The sequence below is a fragment of the Pseudoalteromonas sp. BZK2 genome (assembly GCF_014349195.1).
GTDB classification, from domain to species: Bacteria; Pseudomonadota; Gammaproteobacteria; order Enterobacterales; family Alteromonadaceae; genus Pseudoalteromonas; species Pseudoalteromonas simplex.
The window spans coordinates 1-15,104 of record NZ_JACSOG010000014.1 but is presented as its reverse complement, the minus strand read 5'-3'; the positions used below and the strand labels follow the sequence as shown (position 1 = coordinate 15,104).

The following is a 15,104-nucleotide window of genomic DNA, read 5'->3' as shown; positions in this document are numbered from 1 at the left end:
ACTGCATAAATAATAATGATAATAAGCGGTAAATGAATGAATACTCACTATGATTTTGAATGGTTTCATCTGTTTTTAATGGTAAATATTGCTTTGAAATTTAGACGACCAATCGCTCAGGGACTTGGTTAAATGATAAACCGATTAAGCTGGGCGGCTCTGCTTTTTTGTTTTTGCTGTTACTCTCAAGCTGAAGATAAAGCTGAACAGGTCTTTTTTAAAGTTTCGCCAACGGTCTGTGTGACAGAAGCAAAACAAAAAGCCTGCGAGTTTAATGTGCAAGTTCATTTTCGAGTTGCTCCTTATGAAGAACTTTGTTTAGAAGTAACCCAACGCCCTCATTACACTCAGTGCTACACGCAAACAGGATTAATAGCCAAACAGTTTTTAATCAAAACAGAATACCCTCTTACCGTTAAGTTAATTAACCCTTTGAGCAGCAACGTTGTTAAACAGCAGCGTCTCTCAATAGTTAGCTATGAAGCCAAAGATTACCGTATAAAGCGGCGCTTTGGCTGGAGTTTATGATGCAGCATATTTTTTTAATTGAAGATGATGTGAAACTAGCCAATTTAATTCAAACATTTTTATTAAAACACGGCTATACCATTGATGTATTTAATACAGCTGAAGATTACCGTAGTAGTGAAATTACCTTTATTCCCTCATTGATTATCTGTGATGTGATGTTACCTGATGGCAATGGTTTTGAATTAATTTCACAACTAAAAGAAAAATACACCTGTCCTGTTATTTTTTTAACAGCTTTAGACTCAGTGCAATCACAAATTAAAGGCCTAAACTTAGGTGCTTACGACTACTTAATAAAGCCCATTAAACCTGAGCTATTATTAGCGAAAATTAAAACAATCATCGCCCACACTGTAAGCCAAGATAACTTTTCAGATCACAGCGACTGTCTACGCATAGACAGTAAAAAGCGTGATATCTACTTTCATAATACTGCTCTGAACCTAAACGAGAGTGAATTTGATATTATCGCCTATCTAGCGAAGAATATGCCGCAGCCAGTCTCTCGCGAAGTGCTGTTTAAACATGTCATTGGCCGTGAGTATGACGGACTAGACCGCGCTATAGATTTAAAAGTGAGCCGATTACGTAAAAAACTCAAAGATACGATAAGCAGCCACAAAAATTCGTTGGATATTAAATCGGTGCGAGGCAAAGGCTACAGTTTGGATATTTCAAAACTATGAAGCAGCAATTTTTTAAGCTTTACCTGATTATCACAGTAAGCTTAATTGCTTTAGTTCTTGCGTTTGGTCAGCTTTATAATGAGTTTTTTTCTAAGCATGTGCCGAGTATACAAATTAGTGTTGCTGAACTTACACAAATAGCAGAGCAAAAAGACTCGCGGATCAGTAGCCTAAGCATAAGTGAAATTGCATTGCCTGATTCTTTGCTCGACACGTTTAATCAAGATGGTATTATCAGTGTCACTGAGCATAATCAGCAATTTATATATCTCAAGGGCAGTAATGGTAGCATTCAAAAAGTTGGCCCCATTAACCTGATTTCACACGCAAAAACTGACTGGTTTGCTTTTTTCGCCTTTTATTTTTTGCTTGGTGTGATGATTTTATTGTTTATACGCCCAGTGTTTCGTGATTTGAGCTTATTGCAACGTGCAGCCTACCGCTTCAGCAAAAAACCGCAACGAATAGAGCTCGATATAAAGCCAAATTCATCCATTGCACCGCTTGCAAACACCTTTACTGATATGTCAGAGCGTATCAACAAATTTGTGCAGCTTCATAGCGATTTATCCCGCATTATTTCTCATGAAATTCGTACCCCACTCTCGCGTATGCGATTTGCGTTATCAATCGCAGAGCTAGATTCGTTAGAAAGTAGCCAAATAGAGCGTGATATCGATGAGATTGAATTGCGCTTAGAACAATATTTATCGTTTGCTCGTTTAGAGCATCAACAAAGTGTGTTTAACCAGGAAAAAGTTAACTTATCTAAACTGATCAACACGGAAATAGCTAAATTTGATTTATACAAAGAACTCAAATTTATTCCAACTCTTGAGGTTGACGCTGCTTTTTGCGAAACAAGCTTTATGGCAATCGCGGTACAAAACTTACTGATCAACGCCACAAAATACGCAAAACACACTATTTATATAAGCACTGAAGAGAAAGCAGGTAATTACTTGATAAGCGTCACAGATGATGGACCAGGGTTGCCTATAAATGCTGATGCGTTAATTGAACCATTCAAACAAGGTGAAGGAGATAAATTGGCGAGTGGTTATGGATTAGGACTTTATATCGTGCATCGTATTGCTAGCTGGCATGGCGGTAAAATTGGTTTAGCCAATAACCTCGAAACGGGCGGCGCTCAAATCTCAATCAGTTGGCCTAAAAATGGTATGTAATGCCAGTAAAACCTGAGAAATAGCCATTTTTATTAATCATATGTGAGTTAGCTAAATTGCTATCAAGCCAAGTGTGCTTTAGTTTGAAATCAACACTAAAATTATCACTGATCGGATACTCGTAGCTTACTTTTAAATAGTAATTGGTGGCACTTTCTAAATTATAACTTAATAAGCGAGTTTTGCTCTCAGTGGGGCTAACCGTGTAGTAATAGTCAATTAACTCTTCATTTTTGTAGTTTATACCAGCCTCAATGCCAGCAATACCGGAAAACAATGTAAATGCTTGGTAGCCATTGAATAAGATTTCATAGCCATTATGAACATTGGTTATATCGTGCACGTATGCCGCACTCAACCAAATGTCGTCATAAATATTTAAAGCTGATGAAAAGCCAGCCATATAAGAAAGGTTGCGCTCTATCGGTGTTAAGTTAATTGGTGAAGCACTTGGAATTGTAGGTCGACCTGAACTAGAACGTACCACACCTGTCGCGTAGAGTTTATCTACCCCATCTAACTCAAAGAAAAAGCCATCATCATTAAAGCGCCCCAGTAAATCAATATAAAATTTCTCAGATTCAAATAAGCTGTAACCAATAGAAAAATCATCGAAATACCAGCTATCACCATAATAAGCCAAGCTTGGCAGAATTGGCGAAATAACATCATCGGCATCAAGTACTGGGTTCTCAATACCACCGTAGCCTAGCGTAACGCTTGCATGAAAAGTAGACTTTTTAATCAATTGCGGCTGCTTAACATCATCCTGCGCAAATGCAGTTGATGCAGCTAAGCAACACATTGAACCAAACAACCTTTTCATTAACGTAACTCACCTTAATGCCGTAATAAACGACTACTATACTAACTTAATAAACTAAAACTCTTTTAGCCCTTTCTGTGCTGGGGCGATCATAGCGTTTGCATACATTTTTGTATAATTTTTTTGCCACACAACGCAGTAAAATGACTTATTTTATCTACTATCGTCAAACTAACATACTGAAAGAAATATTAAATAGCTTGTACATTTTGCTACATAGGTTTTCAGTTTTAGTTATTAAATTCCATTATTTAATTTACTCAATGACAAAAAAAGGGCCCGAAGGCCCTTTGCTACATAACACACTTAGGGAGTGTTTAGTCTCGTTTCATACGGCGACGAAGACCGGCAAAACCAGCTAATAACACTGTTATCCATGCTAAAGAGCCGCTTGAGCCTCCTTTTTCTTTTGACTCTGGTGTCACAGCAGTTGGTTTATCAACACCATCTGAGTTAACAGTTAAGACAAATGATGTTTCAGCTTTATCAGTTGGGTTTTCTATATCAGAAACCACAACCGTTACATCAATATCGCCATAGAAATATTGTTCAGGGGTGATGGTTACCGTATCACCATCTACTTCATAGCTTGCGTTATCTGCAATTACAGATATTTCATTTCTTGAATTCATCTCATCGATATGCTGAACCTCAAATGAAATAGATGTGTACTCTTCTGTCACCATATCATCAAGTGCAATCACTGTGATGTTACCAGGGATCGCCAGTGTTGCAGTTGAAGTCATGTCATTCAGACCCGAAATTGCTGCTTTAGCTGCAACTTCAAGTGTTTGACCTGTAGCGGTTGGCATAACTTCGGCCCATGCGGTGACTTCAAATTGTGATGACTCTGGACCAACATAGTCCATACATACTACGTATCCATCGCTGATTACTTCATCTAAGTTGTTATAAGCAATCTGAATACCGCGATAGCTTTCAAGAGGACCGTATTGATATTGTGCACCGCGGAAACCTTGTAAACCGATACTTCCAGCAGGACGAGTAGTACCAAAATCTAAATTATCGTATGCATAGTAAATTTCATGCTCGCCTTTACCAAAGCGCGTATTGGCATTAAACAGCACTTGGAAGTCAAATGAGTTATCACGTTTAGTGTAAGTGTATTGACCCGTTTCACGATCATAAACAGGGTTGTCGTAATCTGACGCGTTATCCCACTCAATAATACCCCAACCTGTTGCTGTACTTGCAAGTGAGATCCCTTCGTTAGACGATAAACCCACAGACATTACTGAACGTAATAAGCCGCTCTCTGCAAACTCCCAACCACGCCATAATGGCCCCATATTCTCATAAGGGAATGTTTCATAAGGAAACGGATTATGCACTGGGAAGAAGTAACGACTACCGCTTGTATTCACTGTCCCCATACCACGAATTTGAATTATCGAGTTTTGGATATTTGTATTATCAGCATTGTTATAGAGACTGAATGTGTCAAATGCGCCATTGTAAAAGCTTGCTATTGGTAACGAATAACCACTTCGTGAATTATATAGATTACTTTCATCGAAGCCTGAAAGCATAGGCATAATGCCAAACTCAGATAAGTCGACATAACCGCCTGGGTTTGAGTTACCAAAATCAGGCGTACGACACATTTCATCAGTGATGTTATCAGTGACGATGTAATCTGGCTCTACATCTCGGGTATCCGCTTGTGTGCCCGTTACAATAACTTTACCATCAGCAATTTCAACGTTGATTTCAGATGCTGTTGAAACCATTACATTTTCTGCTTTGATATCAAGACCAGCAGGAATATCAAGTTCTAGTGAGAACTCACGATCTATACCTGAGTTATTCGCTAATACTTCAAATGTGTAAGGCACCATATCGCCCACTTTTGCACCTGTATATGGCGCATCAAGATGAGCAACATCATTGCCACGGTTAAGCTTAAATGGAATAGAGCCTAGGTTGCCATGATTTACGGCCGATGTGCCCACATCAAGCAAAGAGTAGTAAACGCTGTCTGAATCAAATTCCATATCCCAATTAACAGTCATTTCAACTGTGTTTTGGCCATCACTGCTAGGAAGGCTGGCTGTCACACCAGAAGCTACTTGATCAGACACAACCGCTGTAGCAAGTTCAAAGGTTTCTTCAACAGCATCAACAGACGATTTATTCGTATTATAAACTACAACCCAGTACTCACCTTCTTCAGGGTTGTTGATATTACAGAAGTTTTTATAAATTAAATGGTTAGATACACATAAGATCTCGTCTTGTGGCTGAACAATACCATCACCGTTATAATCTTTACCTACATAGATAATTGGGTTACCCACATTCAAGGTACCTTCTAGCTCAGATTCAACACCAACAGTTTCAGCAATAAAACGTTTTGTGTTCGCAGGCACTGTTACAAACTTAGTAAATGTTGCTTCATCTAGAATATCACTTGCATCAACTTCTTCTGTTCGATTCATGGCCCACGGGAAAGTACGCTCATCATCTTTTGGCAAAGTTACTGTAGTGATATCTGCTTTAACCGGCTCATATGCGCGTGCAACAGGTGCTTCAACACTCGGTAATACAATACCTTTAGCAACATAAGTGCCTACATTTGAATGAGCAGTTGTTTCTAATGAAGATGGTAAATTACCGCGATCATATTTAAACGCTACTGGCCAATGTGCATCTGGGATACCAGCTTCTTCAGCTTGGAACACAAGGTTGGTATGAAGCTCAACTTCTGAGTTACTAAACCAATCTTGGGTATCCATGATTGATGCTTTAACAATGATTGTTTGCGTTTCACCTTTTTTCAGTGAGAAAGTTTTCGGGAAGATATCAATATTCACACCATTTTGTGCTGTTTGTGTGTTTACATCAAATGCCCAGTTTTCAACATCTTCGTGGCTTACAGTCCAGGTTCCATCTTCTGTTGCTTTGATAGTTCGAACCCATTGACACTCTGGTGCACAAGAAAAGTTAACCAAATTTGGTAAGTTAAGTTTGTGAGGTGTACCGCCATTATATGGATCAGCCGCTAAGAAGTTGTCGGCTGTTTCGTCCATAACAAAACCAGCTTCAGCTGCTAATGCAACATTGATTCGACCTGCACCAGCACGGTAAATTTTAGCATCAGCAACAACATCATTTTCACTGTTTAAACGATGGTACTTAACTACGTTTTCGGCAGTCATTGATAGTGCAGATTGAATCTCGGCCGCACTCCACTCAGGATGAATCTGACGCAGTAATGCCATTGCACCGGCAACATGAGGTGATGCCATAGACGTGCCGCTAATCGCTGCATAATCTTGACCATGTGGTGCCACAAAAGGATGCTCATCAGAGTATGCCGCATAAATATCAACACCAGGAGCTGCAAGTGTTGGAGCTAGTACTTCAACATTCGAATAAGATGGACCACGCGATGAGAAGGTTGCTAACCAATCAGCATCTTCAGCATCAACACGGCGCTCAATCACTGTTGGCTTAATAGTGATCATATGACCTTTCTCTGATGTGCTATCAACCCAATCTTCTAAACCGTCATCGGGCCACACACCATTCCATTGATCATAGGTAAAATGAACGCCTGGTAATGAGTAAGCCTCAGGTACTGTAGCTTGATCACTGTCACGGTTGAACATAATGAAACCATCAGCGCCACCGGCTTTTACATGATCTACTTTTGCGGTACGGGCATTGGCAGCTGTATCTGTAGCTGAGTGACGTTGACAGATTACAATAACATTCGTGCTGCCATCAGCCGCACCAGCTATTTCTGTCCCATCTTTGTAGAAATTAAACGTATTTTCAGGATAATCGGCAGTACAGTATCCATCAGAGTCTTTAAAGCCATTGACGTCTTCATAGTCTTTAGCCCAGACAACAACACCGGTAATTTCTTCGCTATTAATGGCACCGCCAACTAACCCCATATCTGACCAACTTGGTACTTCAGAACCCATCGTTTCATCAGCAAAGCCCGCATATTCAACTGCAGTTTCAACGACAACAGTACGGCCATGTGTTGTTGCTGCAACTTGCGCAAGCCAAGGCGACGAGTTATCTAAATAGCCAAAACATTCAGCTGCGCCACACCCCTGACCGCTGTTACCTGCTGCCGCGGCAACGTTGATGCCCGCTTCACGCGCTGCTAAGAATGCAAGTTGTACTGGATCGGCCCAAACGTTTGAGTCGGCTCCACCAATTGAGAAGTTGATTACATCAACCCCATCAGAAATTGCATCTTCAATACCAGCAACTAACGCTTCACCAGGACAACCTGCGTATTCTTCACTTGATGGGTAACATACTTGATAAGAAATAATATTTGCATGCGGTGCAACACCTGAGATTTCAGGGAATAAACCCTCTTTCAAGATATTGCCATCAGTATTTTCACCAAAACTAGGTAGCATATATGGAACGTCTTTGACTACGTTACCTGCCGCAGTTGACGCAACATGCGAACCATGACCTTGATAATCTTCACCAATCGCCGGCCAGCCTGGGATCATGGCATCAAACGCATCTGTGATCACATCGTAAGAACGTACACCAATTAGTTTGTTATTACATTGAATCTCTTCTGGCTCTTCAACACAGTCACCAACATAAACGCCCGCACCAAATGGGTTTTCATGCTCATAACCATCAGCACCCACAGCTGCAAATGACGGGTGATCTGAGTTAATACCTGTATCAATAATACCTATGATTTGGCCTTCACCTTTGCCCTTGATCCCACTTGGAACACTTGTTCCATCCCAAATTTGATCAGCACCGATGTGCTTAGGGCCTTCATCTGAAAGTAAATCATAATTTTTAGAACGCATTACTGATACAACAGAGCCAAGCGAAGCGACCTGTAATGCCTCTTGCTCAGTCATTTTTACAGAGAAACCATTTAGCGCTTTAGTGAATTGACGGCGCATCTCTGTACGCCCTGTAACTGCCGTTACGTTTTGCATAACAGCACGTTGTTTCGAATAAAGCTTGTTTTGATATTCTGTAACGGCTGAAATTGCAGCCTGACCTTTTTCAAAAACTTTGGTAATACCTTGAGCTTGCATAGATTTTGATAAAGACGAAGTTAAGTCTCTAGCTTCAAGAGCAACAGAGTTATCACGTAAACGAATAATATAAATATGTTCGCCACCCAGACCTTCTTCTTTAAATTTGCTTGCTTGGCTATTTAATTGAACATTTAAACCATCGTTTTGTAGCATGCTTGAAGAGTTACCTTGCTCGAACTCTTTGGAAAATGCTTTCACTTCTTCAAATGTAATATTTGGTGCTTTTAATTGGTGCTTAACTTGATTGTTCTCAACACCGACTGCATGTGCAGCACTAGCACTATAGAGAGCTGCAGCAACAGCGATCGAAAGTGTTTTGACTTTCATAAAGTATCCCCTGGATAGTTAGTTTGAATAGTTATTCAAGCTTTTTGAATTTCCATTTCAACGCTTGTAGTAACAATATAACCACAGGGAGAATCAAAAATGACGTACATTCGTGTAGCGTTTTGTACACACTGTTAACATTAAAGTTACCAAAGGTGGGCTAATATAGCGTTTCTATATACAATATCTCTGAATACAAAATAGAAGTAGCATATTTTATTTAGGTAAGAAATGAAGGTGAAACTTTTTATTAATCAATTGATTATGATTATGATTATGCAGTGGTAAATCGCATAATTCTTATGCAACTATTACTTGAGCTGGCTCATGGTTTTCAAATTCGAAGCAGTAAAGGCTTTACCAGCGATGAGCAAAACTGTCATTTTGCAACATTGTGTTCTGGTAAAGCCTATCGTTTTTAGCGGTTTAACGCTTGCTGAGAAATCATTTCAGCAACACTACCCACTTGTACTGACATACTCTCTTGACTAGGCGGAAATGCCTTAAAGGTTTTTACAAACTCTGAAATTTGATTACCTGCAGGGCCTAAAATCCAACTACGGTTTTCAGCCCACTCATCATACCCCCTAGCATCAATGAAACGCTCAAATGGATCCATTTTTAAGTTAATAATGTAAGGTGAAGTAAGAGCTTGCTGTGTAGACCTAAACCAATGATTTTGTTCTGTAAAGATTAACTTCCAGTCACCGTAACGCATTCCATGAAAGGTAGTTTCGGTGAAGTAATAGAACTCTTTACGCTTTGTTTTACCATTGTTCAGTAAGATATCACTTTGATCGAAACCATCTAAATGAACCTTATACTTTTGACCGTTGATTTTGGTACCTTTTAATAAATTAGCTTTTAAATCTTTATCGCCAACCCACGACATAATCGTTGGCATCCAATCTTCCATTGTCATGAACTCACCGGTGCTCACGCCGTTAGGAATATGGCCTGGCCATTTAACAACCATAGGTACTCTGAAGCCACCTTCCCAGCCACCAACACCTTTTTCACCATGAAATGGCTGGTTGCCACCGTCAGGCCATGAGTTTGATGCGGCACCGTTATCGGTAGAAAACATCACTATTGTGTTATCAGCGACTTTAAGTTCATCAAGTAAGTTAAGTAATTCACCTACATCATCATCCATTTCGGCCATACCATCAGCATATAAACCAAAGCCAGTTTTACCGTCATAAGCTTTATTAAGGTTAGTTTGGTAATGCATTCGAGTTGTGTTATGCCACACGAAGAAAGGTTTATTCTGTTTTACTGCATCACGGATAAAGCGTTTTGACTCTACAAGTACTTCTTGGTCTAAATTGCGCTGACGCTCTTTCCCAAATGGACCAAGATCTTTAATCTCTTGTTTGCCATTTCCAAGCGCTTTTGAATGAATGACTCCACGCATTTTTAAGCCTAACTTTTCTTGTGTTTTAGCGTCTTGAGGATAATCTTGCTGCTCTGGATACTCACCCGCATTGAGGTGATATAAGATACCAAAAAATTCATCAAAGCCATGATTTGTAGGTAAGTGTTCATCACGATCACCTAAGTGATTTTTACCGAATTGGCCTGTAACATAACCTTTTGATTTGAGCATGGTTGCTAAGGTTGGATCTTTCTCTTGCAAACCTTGTGGTGCGCCAGGAAGACCTACGGTACTGAGACCTGTACGCATAGGATACTGACCAGTAATAAATGCAGCGCGGCCAGCAGTGCACGAGGCCTGTGCGTAATGATCCATAAATATCATGCCATCATTCGCAATGCTATCAATGTTCGGTGTACTGCCTCCCATCATACCTCGATGGTAAGCACTAATATTCCACATACCAACATCATCGCCCCAAATAACAAGTACATTGGGTTTTTCTGCAGCGACACTTGGTAAACTTAAGCCTAAAATGGCCACACAGGCCAGTATGTATTTAAACATCACTTTCTCCTTGAAAACTGACTAAAGCATTTGCCTTAGCTTCAAAAATCCCTCGCTTGCAGTCACCTTATACTGCTTTCTTAAGATATTCATACAAGTGATAAATTGTGCATGTTTAATACTATTAGAGCAGTCCCTATTTACAAGTTAAATATGGGGTAACTTTGATTTAAATATAAAAAAACCGAGCATAAAGCTCGGTTTATAAAACTAAAGGATGATTAAGCTTGCGGATAATCGCGGTATGCACGCTCAATTTTTTTCGCTTGCTTTTTAGACACACCAAGATGTGCTAAAGCAACACGTAAACGAGCACGCGATAAGTCAGAGCCTAAAATTTCCATCGCATCAAGTACTGATGTTGAAGATGTCTTACCTGTGATAGCCACAAAGATTGGCTCTAGGAAGTCTTTAATCTTCAACTCATGGAAAGTCGCCACTTCTTTTGCGATAGCAAAAATCGCTGGTTTTTCCCAACTACGTAAACCTTCTAATTGCCAGATGAAGAACTGTAATGCTTGACGGATTACATCTTCATCAGCTTTACCTGCTGTTAATAGCGCAGGATCATAACTTGGAATACCACCTACAAAGTGGCCCGCAAGGTCAACCATGTCAGAAAGCGTATTAATACGTGTTTTAGCTTCTGGCAATACTTTAGCGAATAGCTCGGTATTAAATTTCCAATCAACAAAACGCTGCATTAGCTCTGCATCAGATAAGTTTTCACGGATCCACATACCGTTTAACCAACTAAGCTTATCGATATCGAAAATTGGGCCGCCAAGCGACACTCGTTTCATATCAAAGTGTTCAATCATCTGGGCTAAGGTGAACTTTTCACGCTCGTCAGGCATTGACCAACCCATACGGCCTAAATAGTTTAATAGTGCCTCTGGAAGGTAACCCATTTCTTTATAGTAGTTGATTGAAGTTGGGTTTTTACGCTTCGATAATTTTGACTTATCTGGGTTACGCAGTAACGGTAAGTGACCTAGTACTGGCGCTTCCCAACCGAAGTCTTCATATAATTTTAATAGCTTAGGCGCTGAATTGATCCACTCTTCACCACGGAAAATGTGGCTAATTTGCATGTGATGATCATCAACAACGTTGGCAAGGAAGTAAGTTGGGAAACCATCTGCTTTAAGTAGCACTTGCATGTCTACATTTTCCCATGGGATCTCAATTTCGCCACGTAGGTAGTCGTTAAACTTAAACGTGCCTTCGCTTGGGATCTTCATACGGATTACGTAAGGCTTACCCGCTTCAAGGTTTGCTTTAATTTCATCTTCAGAAAGATTTAAACCACGACCATCGTATTTAGGGCGTAGGCCTTCGGCCATTTGCTCTTCACGCATTTGGTCTAGTTCTTCGCTCGTAGCAAAACAGTAAAAAGCTTTACCCTGTTCAACTAACTGATGCGCGAATTTCTTATATAAATCGCTACGCTCAGATTGACGGTATGGACCAAACTCACCGCCTACATCTGGACCGTGATCCCAGTTTAAGCCTAACCATTGTAAGCTATCCATAATAGCTTGCTCTGATTCTGGCGTACTACGAACTTGGTCTGTATCTTCAATACGTAACACAAACTCACCGCCTTGCTGCTTAGCAAAACAGTAGTTAAATAATGCGATATATGCAGTACCTAGGTGCGGGTCGCCAGTCGGTGACGGAGCAACACGGGTGCGAATTGTCATGGTTATATCTCTCAAAAGACAATTAAAAATTTGCCCAAATGCTAGCACAGCACGGGCTATAATCGAAGTGAAAAGCCGCTTTATGCCGCGACTTTATCTAAATAAGCAATGATATCGTTTGATTCATACAACCAAGTCACTTGGCCGTTTTCTTCAATGCGTAAACAAGGAACTTTTACTTTTCCGCCCTGCTCTAATAGCTCTTGGCGAAATTGCTCGTTATCTTTGGCGTCACGGGTTTCAACTGAAAGGCCTTGACGTTTTATGGCACGACGTACTTTCACGCAAAATGGACAGGCTTTAAATTGATATAGTTTAAATTGTGATGTCACTGAATCAAGCGCGGCTTGCTCTGCTCCCGGGCGCTTTTTACTACGTGGCGTGAATACAAAATCAAAAAACAAAATGATGCGGCCTAACAACCAACGAACAAACTTCATCTTACCTTCTCATAGGGTTCAAAAAAATAGTGAGCAATTTTAACACAGCTAAGCGCGCTGCAACACCTTAAAACAGCTCAATTGAATCATCTTGAGGTTGGCTTTGTTGAATATCTAGTTCGGAATAGGCAGTGACACAATTACGACCGCTGTTTTTAGAATGGTATAAGGCCTGATCGGCTTTTTGCACAAGGCTGGCAACCATTTCAAACTCGTAGATTGGCATAAAACCACTACTCACTGTTAAGTTGCCTACTTGAGGAAATGGGTATTGGGCAACACAGGAGCGAAAACGATTAAGTGCATTTCGTGCATCTAGCTCGTCACTTGCTTGAAATAACACAGAAAACTCTTCGCCGCCGTAGCGAAAAACGTAATCTTCAATACGAAAGTTATTTTTTAAAAGCTGTGCCACAAGTAAAATAACCTCATCACCAATTACATGACCATAGTTATCATTAACACGTTTAAAATGATCAATATCGACCATAGCAAGGAACCAATGACACTGCTTAGAGTCATGCTCGACCGCTGTATTGGCAGCTATCTCAATCACTTTTTTATCAAATGTTTGCCTGTTAAGAAGTTCAGTAAGTGGATCCTGCTGTGATTTATGTAATAAAGAGAGCTGATTCGCATAGATATTCAGCATATAAATAGCTAGCATACTGCAGCGCTCGGTTAACTCTTTATCAGATTCAACAACAAGTATACCGACAACATTGCCAGTGTAATAAATTGGCACATATGTCGATATCACCCCACAATCACGGCTAATCCGAATTTTATTGCGACTGACTTTTGCCAATAAGTCTAGGACTTCTTGCTCGCTAAGCTCCTCAATGGCTGTGTTCTTATTTAACAGCCGTGCGGGAAGACCAATATTAAAGGTTTTATTAATATAGATTGCAAAACGTGTAAACTCACCTAATTCAGCAACAGCATTTATCAGTGCACTGTCTAACTCAGGCTCTTCTTCCTGTTGCGTTATAGTGACTACCCAGTCATGCCCGCAAGCATTAGAAGCCATTTAGAAGCCCCCAAAATAAAACATAACTTTAGTTTAGTTAAGTTTGCTAGAATTACTAAAAAACTATAACAAAATCATATCATCTCGATGAATGACTTCACTGCTTGGTGCAAATACAAGCAACTCAGTTATTTGCGATGAATGACAGCCTTTTATTTGATCAATTTCTTGATGGTTAAAGTTAACAAGGCCTTTAGCAATACATTGCCCTTGGCAGGTCACCACTTCAATCACATCACCACGCTCAAACTGCCCTTTCACAGTCTTTACGCCTTTTGCCAGTAAGCTTGCGCCACGTTCTCTAAGCGCAAGGCTTGCGCCATCATCAATCACTAATTGCCCCGTGCTTTTAGGCCCTGCAAGTAACCATTTTTTGCGGCCATCTTTTGGTGCGGTGAGTTTTAAAAAGCGTGTACCAGGGAGCTTGTCGGCCATGCAATTTAAAATCACATTTTTGCCTGCGCCTTTGGCAATAATTACCTCAACACCGGCGCGACGTGCAATATCGGCTGCTTGCAGTTTGGTTGCCATACCACCGGTACCTAGGGTGGTGCCACTGCCACCAGCGAGCTCTCTAAGCTCATCATTAATATGCTCAACTTCATTGATAAGTGTTGCATTGGCATCAGAGCGAGGATCGCCTGTAAATAAGCCTTCTTGGTCAGTTAACAATAACAGCTTTTCAGCATTCGCTAATATTGCGACTAAAGCAGATAAGTTATCGTTATCACCGACTTTAATTTCGGCGGTGGCTACAGCGTCGTTCTCGTTGATAATTGGCACCACATTGTGAGCGAGTAGTGCATTTAAAGTATCGCGAGCATTTAAGTAACGTTCACGGTCTTCTACATCGGCGCGGGTCAGTAGCATTTGCCCTACATTCACACCATACAAAGCAAACAGACTCTGCCAAATATGAATAAGCTGCCCTTGGCCAATTGCGGCAAGCATTTGTTTTTCAATCAAAGAACGACCACAGGGGGTAATGAGTTGCTCGCGACCTGCGGCAACCGCGCCGCTTGATACTAAAACAACCTGATAACCCTGTTTTTTTAATTCACAACATTGGCGAACAAGTTCAACCATGTGTGCTTTATCTAATTTGTCGGTACCGCCTGTCAGCACGCTTGTGCCCAGCTTTACAACAACGACGTGTGGCCTTTGCATTTGATTCTTATATTCTGTAATTAAAGTAGAAAGATTATACCCAAGCTACCTCAAGATGCAGAATTCAGCGTTTCACAGGTACTTAATATCAAGGCGTTACTTTGCAAGAATGGCAGTCCCTTTTAAGAAGTAACAACGATGAGAGTAAGTGCCTGTGAAGCGCCCAAAGGGTTGGTTTAAAAGCGATTTATACTGC

The 15,104-nt window shown here is 40.5% G+C and carries 11 protein-coding genes; 4 read left to right on the top strand and 7 right to left on the bottom strand.

Annotated elements, in window-relative coordinates; genetic code table 11:
• The first annotated feature begins 132 nt into the window (after positions 1-132).
• Genes BIZ38_RS10300 through BIZ38_RS10290 form a run of 3 tightly spaced genes read left to right on the top strand, consistent with a single transcriptional unit; the run spans position 133 to position 2,404 of the window.
• Complete coding sequence (locus tag BIZ38_RS10300) at positions 133-528, top strand: DUF3019 domain-containing protein (RefSeq protein WP_054551209.1); 396 nt, start codon at positions 133-135, stop codon at positions 526-528.
• The gene (locus tag BIZ38_RS10295) at positions 525-1,217 is read left to right on the top strand and encodes a response regulator transcription factor (RefSeq protein WP_138616348.1); all 693 of its coding nucleotides are present in this window, start codon (positions 525-527) and stop codon (positions 1,215-1,217) included. Before BIZ38_RS10300 ends, BIZ38_RS10295 begins: the two co-directional genes overlap by 4 nt.
• Complete coding sequence (locus BIZ38_RS10290; protein ID WP_187490226.1) at positions 1,214-2,404, top strand: ATP-binding protein; 1,191 nt, start codon at positions 1,214-1,216, stop codon at positions 2,402-2,404. The genes BIZ38_RS10295 and BIZ38_RS10290 overlap by 4 nt, the downstream gene beginning before the upstream one ends.
• Here BIZ38_RS10290 and BIZ38_RS10285 read toward each other — a convergent pair.
• Complete coding sequence (locus tag BIZ38_RS10285) at positions 2,388-3,230, bottom strand: MipA/OmpV family protein (RefSeq protein ID WP_138599612.1); 843 nt, start codon at positions 3,228-3,230, stop codon at positions 2,388-2,390. The genes BIZ38_RS10290 and BIZ38_RS10285 overlap by 17 nt on opposite strands.
• A gap of 317 nt (positions 3,231-3,547) precedes the next feature.
• On the bottom strand, positions 3,548-8,620 hold the full coding sequence (locus BIZ38_RS10280; protein ID WP_187490225.1) for a S8 family serine peptidase: 5,073 nt from the start codon (positions 8,618-8,620) through the stop codon (positions 3,548-3,550).
• 281 nt (positions 8,621-8,901) lie between these two features.
• Between BIZ38_RS10280 and BIZ38_RS10275 the strand changes: the two genes are divergently transcribed.
• Complete coding sequence (locus tag BIZ38_RS10275; RefSeq protein ID WP_187490224.1) at positions 8,902-9,042, top strand: hypothetical protein; 141 nt, start codon at positions 8,902-8,904, stop codon at positions 9,040-9,042.
• Here BIZ38_RS10275 and BIZ38_RS10270 read toward each other — a convergent pair.
• The 5 genes from BIZ38_RS10270 to proB all read right to left on the bottom strand — a co-directional run bounded on the left by BIZ38_RS10270 (position 9,039) and on the right by proB (position 14,908).
• Complete coding sequence (locus BIZ38_RS10270; protein ID WP_187490223.1) at positions 9,039-10,565, bottom strand: arylsulfatase; 1,527 nt, start codon at positions 10,563-10,565, stop codon at positions 9,039-9,041. The two genes, BIZ38_RS10275 and BIZ38_RS10270, sit on opposite strands and share 4 nt — an antisense overlap.
• A gap of 221 nt (positions 10,566-10,786) precedes the next feature.
• The gene (gltX, locus tag BIZ38_RS10265; RefSeq protein ID WP_187490222.1) at positions 10,787-12,271 is read right to left on the bottom strand and encodes a glutamate--tRNA ligase; all 1,485 of its coding nucleotides are present in this window, start codon (positions 12,269-12,271) and stop codon (positions 10,787-10,789) included.
• Between the two features lie 80 nt (positions 12,272-12,351).
• Entirely contained in the window at positions 12,352-12,711 is a 360-nt protein-coding gene (locus BIZ38_RS10260) for a glutaredoxin domain-containing protein (protein ID WP_187490221.1), read from the bottom strand.
• A gap of 67 nt (positions 12,712-12,778) precedes the next feature.
• On the bottom strand, positions 12,779-13,741 hold the full coding sequence (locus BIZ38_RS10255; RefSeq protein ID WP_054551201.1) for a GGDEF domain-containing protein: 963 nt from the start codon (positions 13,739-13,741) through the stop codon (positions 12,779-12,781).
• Positions 13,742-13,804: 63 nt separating this feature from the next.
• Positions 13,805-14,908: a glutamate 5-kinase gene (gene proB, locus BIZ38_RS10250; protein WP_054551200.1), complete on the bottom strand. Its 1,104-nt coding sequence runs from the start codon at positions 14,906-14,908 to the stop codon at positions 13,805-13,807.
• Between the last annotated feature and the right edge of the window lie 196 nt (positions 14,909-15,104).

Excerpts from the sequence above, each read along its gene's own strand:
- gltX (WP_187490222.1), bottom strand. The coding sequence starts at position 12,271 with ATGACAATTCGCACCCGTGTTGCTCCGTCACCGACTGGCGACCCGCAC.
- BIZ38_RS10260 (WP_187490221.1), bottom strand. The coding sequence starts at position 12,711 with ATGAAGTTTGTTCGTTGGTTGTTAGGCCGCATCATTTTGTTTTTTGAT.
- BIZ38_RS10285 (WP_138599612.1), bottom strand. The coding sequence starts at position 3,230 with ATGAAAAGGTTGTTTGGTTCAATGTGTTGCTTAGCTGCATCAACTGCA.
- BIZ38_RS10295 (WP_138616348.1), top strand. The coding sequence starts at position 525 with ATGATGCAGCATATTTTTTTAATTGAAGATGATGTGAAACTAGCCAAT.
- BIZ38_RS10255 (WP_054551201.1), bottom strand. The coding sequence starts at position 13,741 with ATGGCTTCTAATGCTTGCGGGCATGACTGGGTAGTCACTATAACGCAA.
- BIZ38_RS10270 (WP_187490223.1), bottom strand. The coding sequence starts at position 10,565 with ATGTTTAAATACATACTGGCCTGTGTGGCCATTTTAGGCTTAAGTTTA.
- BIZ38_RS10280 (WP_187490225.1), bottom strand. The coding sequence starts at position 8,620 with ATGAAAGTCAAAACACTTTCGATCGCTGTTGCTGCAGCTCTCTATAGT.
- proB (WP_054551200.1), bottom strand. The coding sequence starts at position 14,908 with ATGCAAAGGCCACACGTCGTTGTTGTAAAGCTGGGCACAAGCGTGCTG.
- BIZ38_RS10300 (WP_054551209.1), top strand. The coding sequence starts at position 133 with ATGATAAACCGATTAAGCTGGGCGGCTCTGCTTTTTTGTTTTTGCTGT.
- BIZ38_RS10290 (WP_187490226.1), top strand. The coding sequence starts at position 1,214 with ATGAAGCAGCAATTTTTTAAGCTTTACCTGATTATCACAGTAAGCTTA.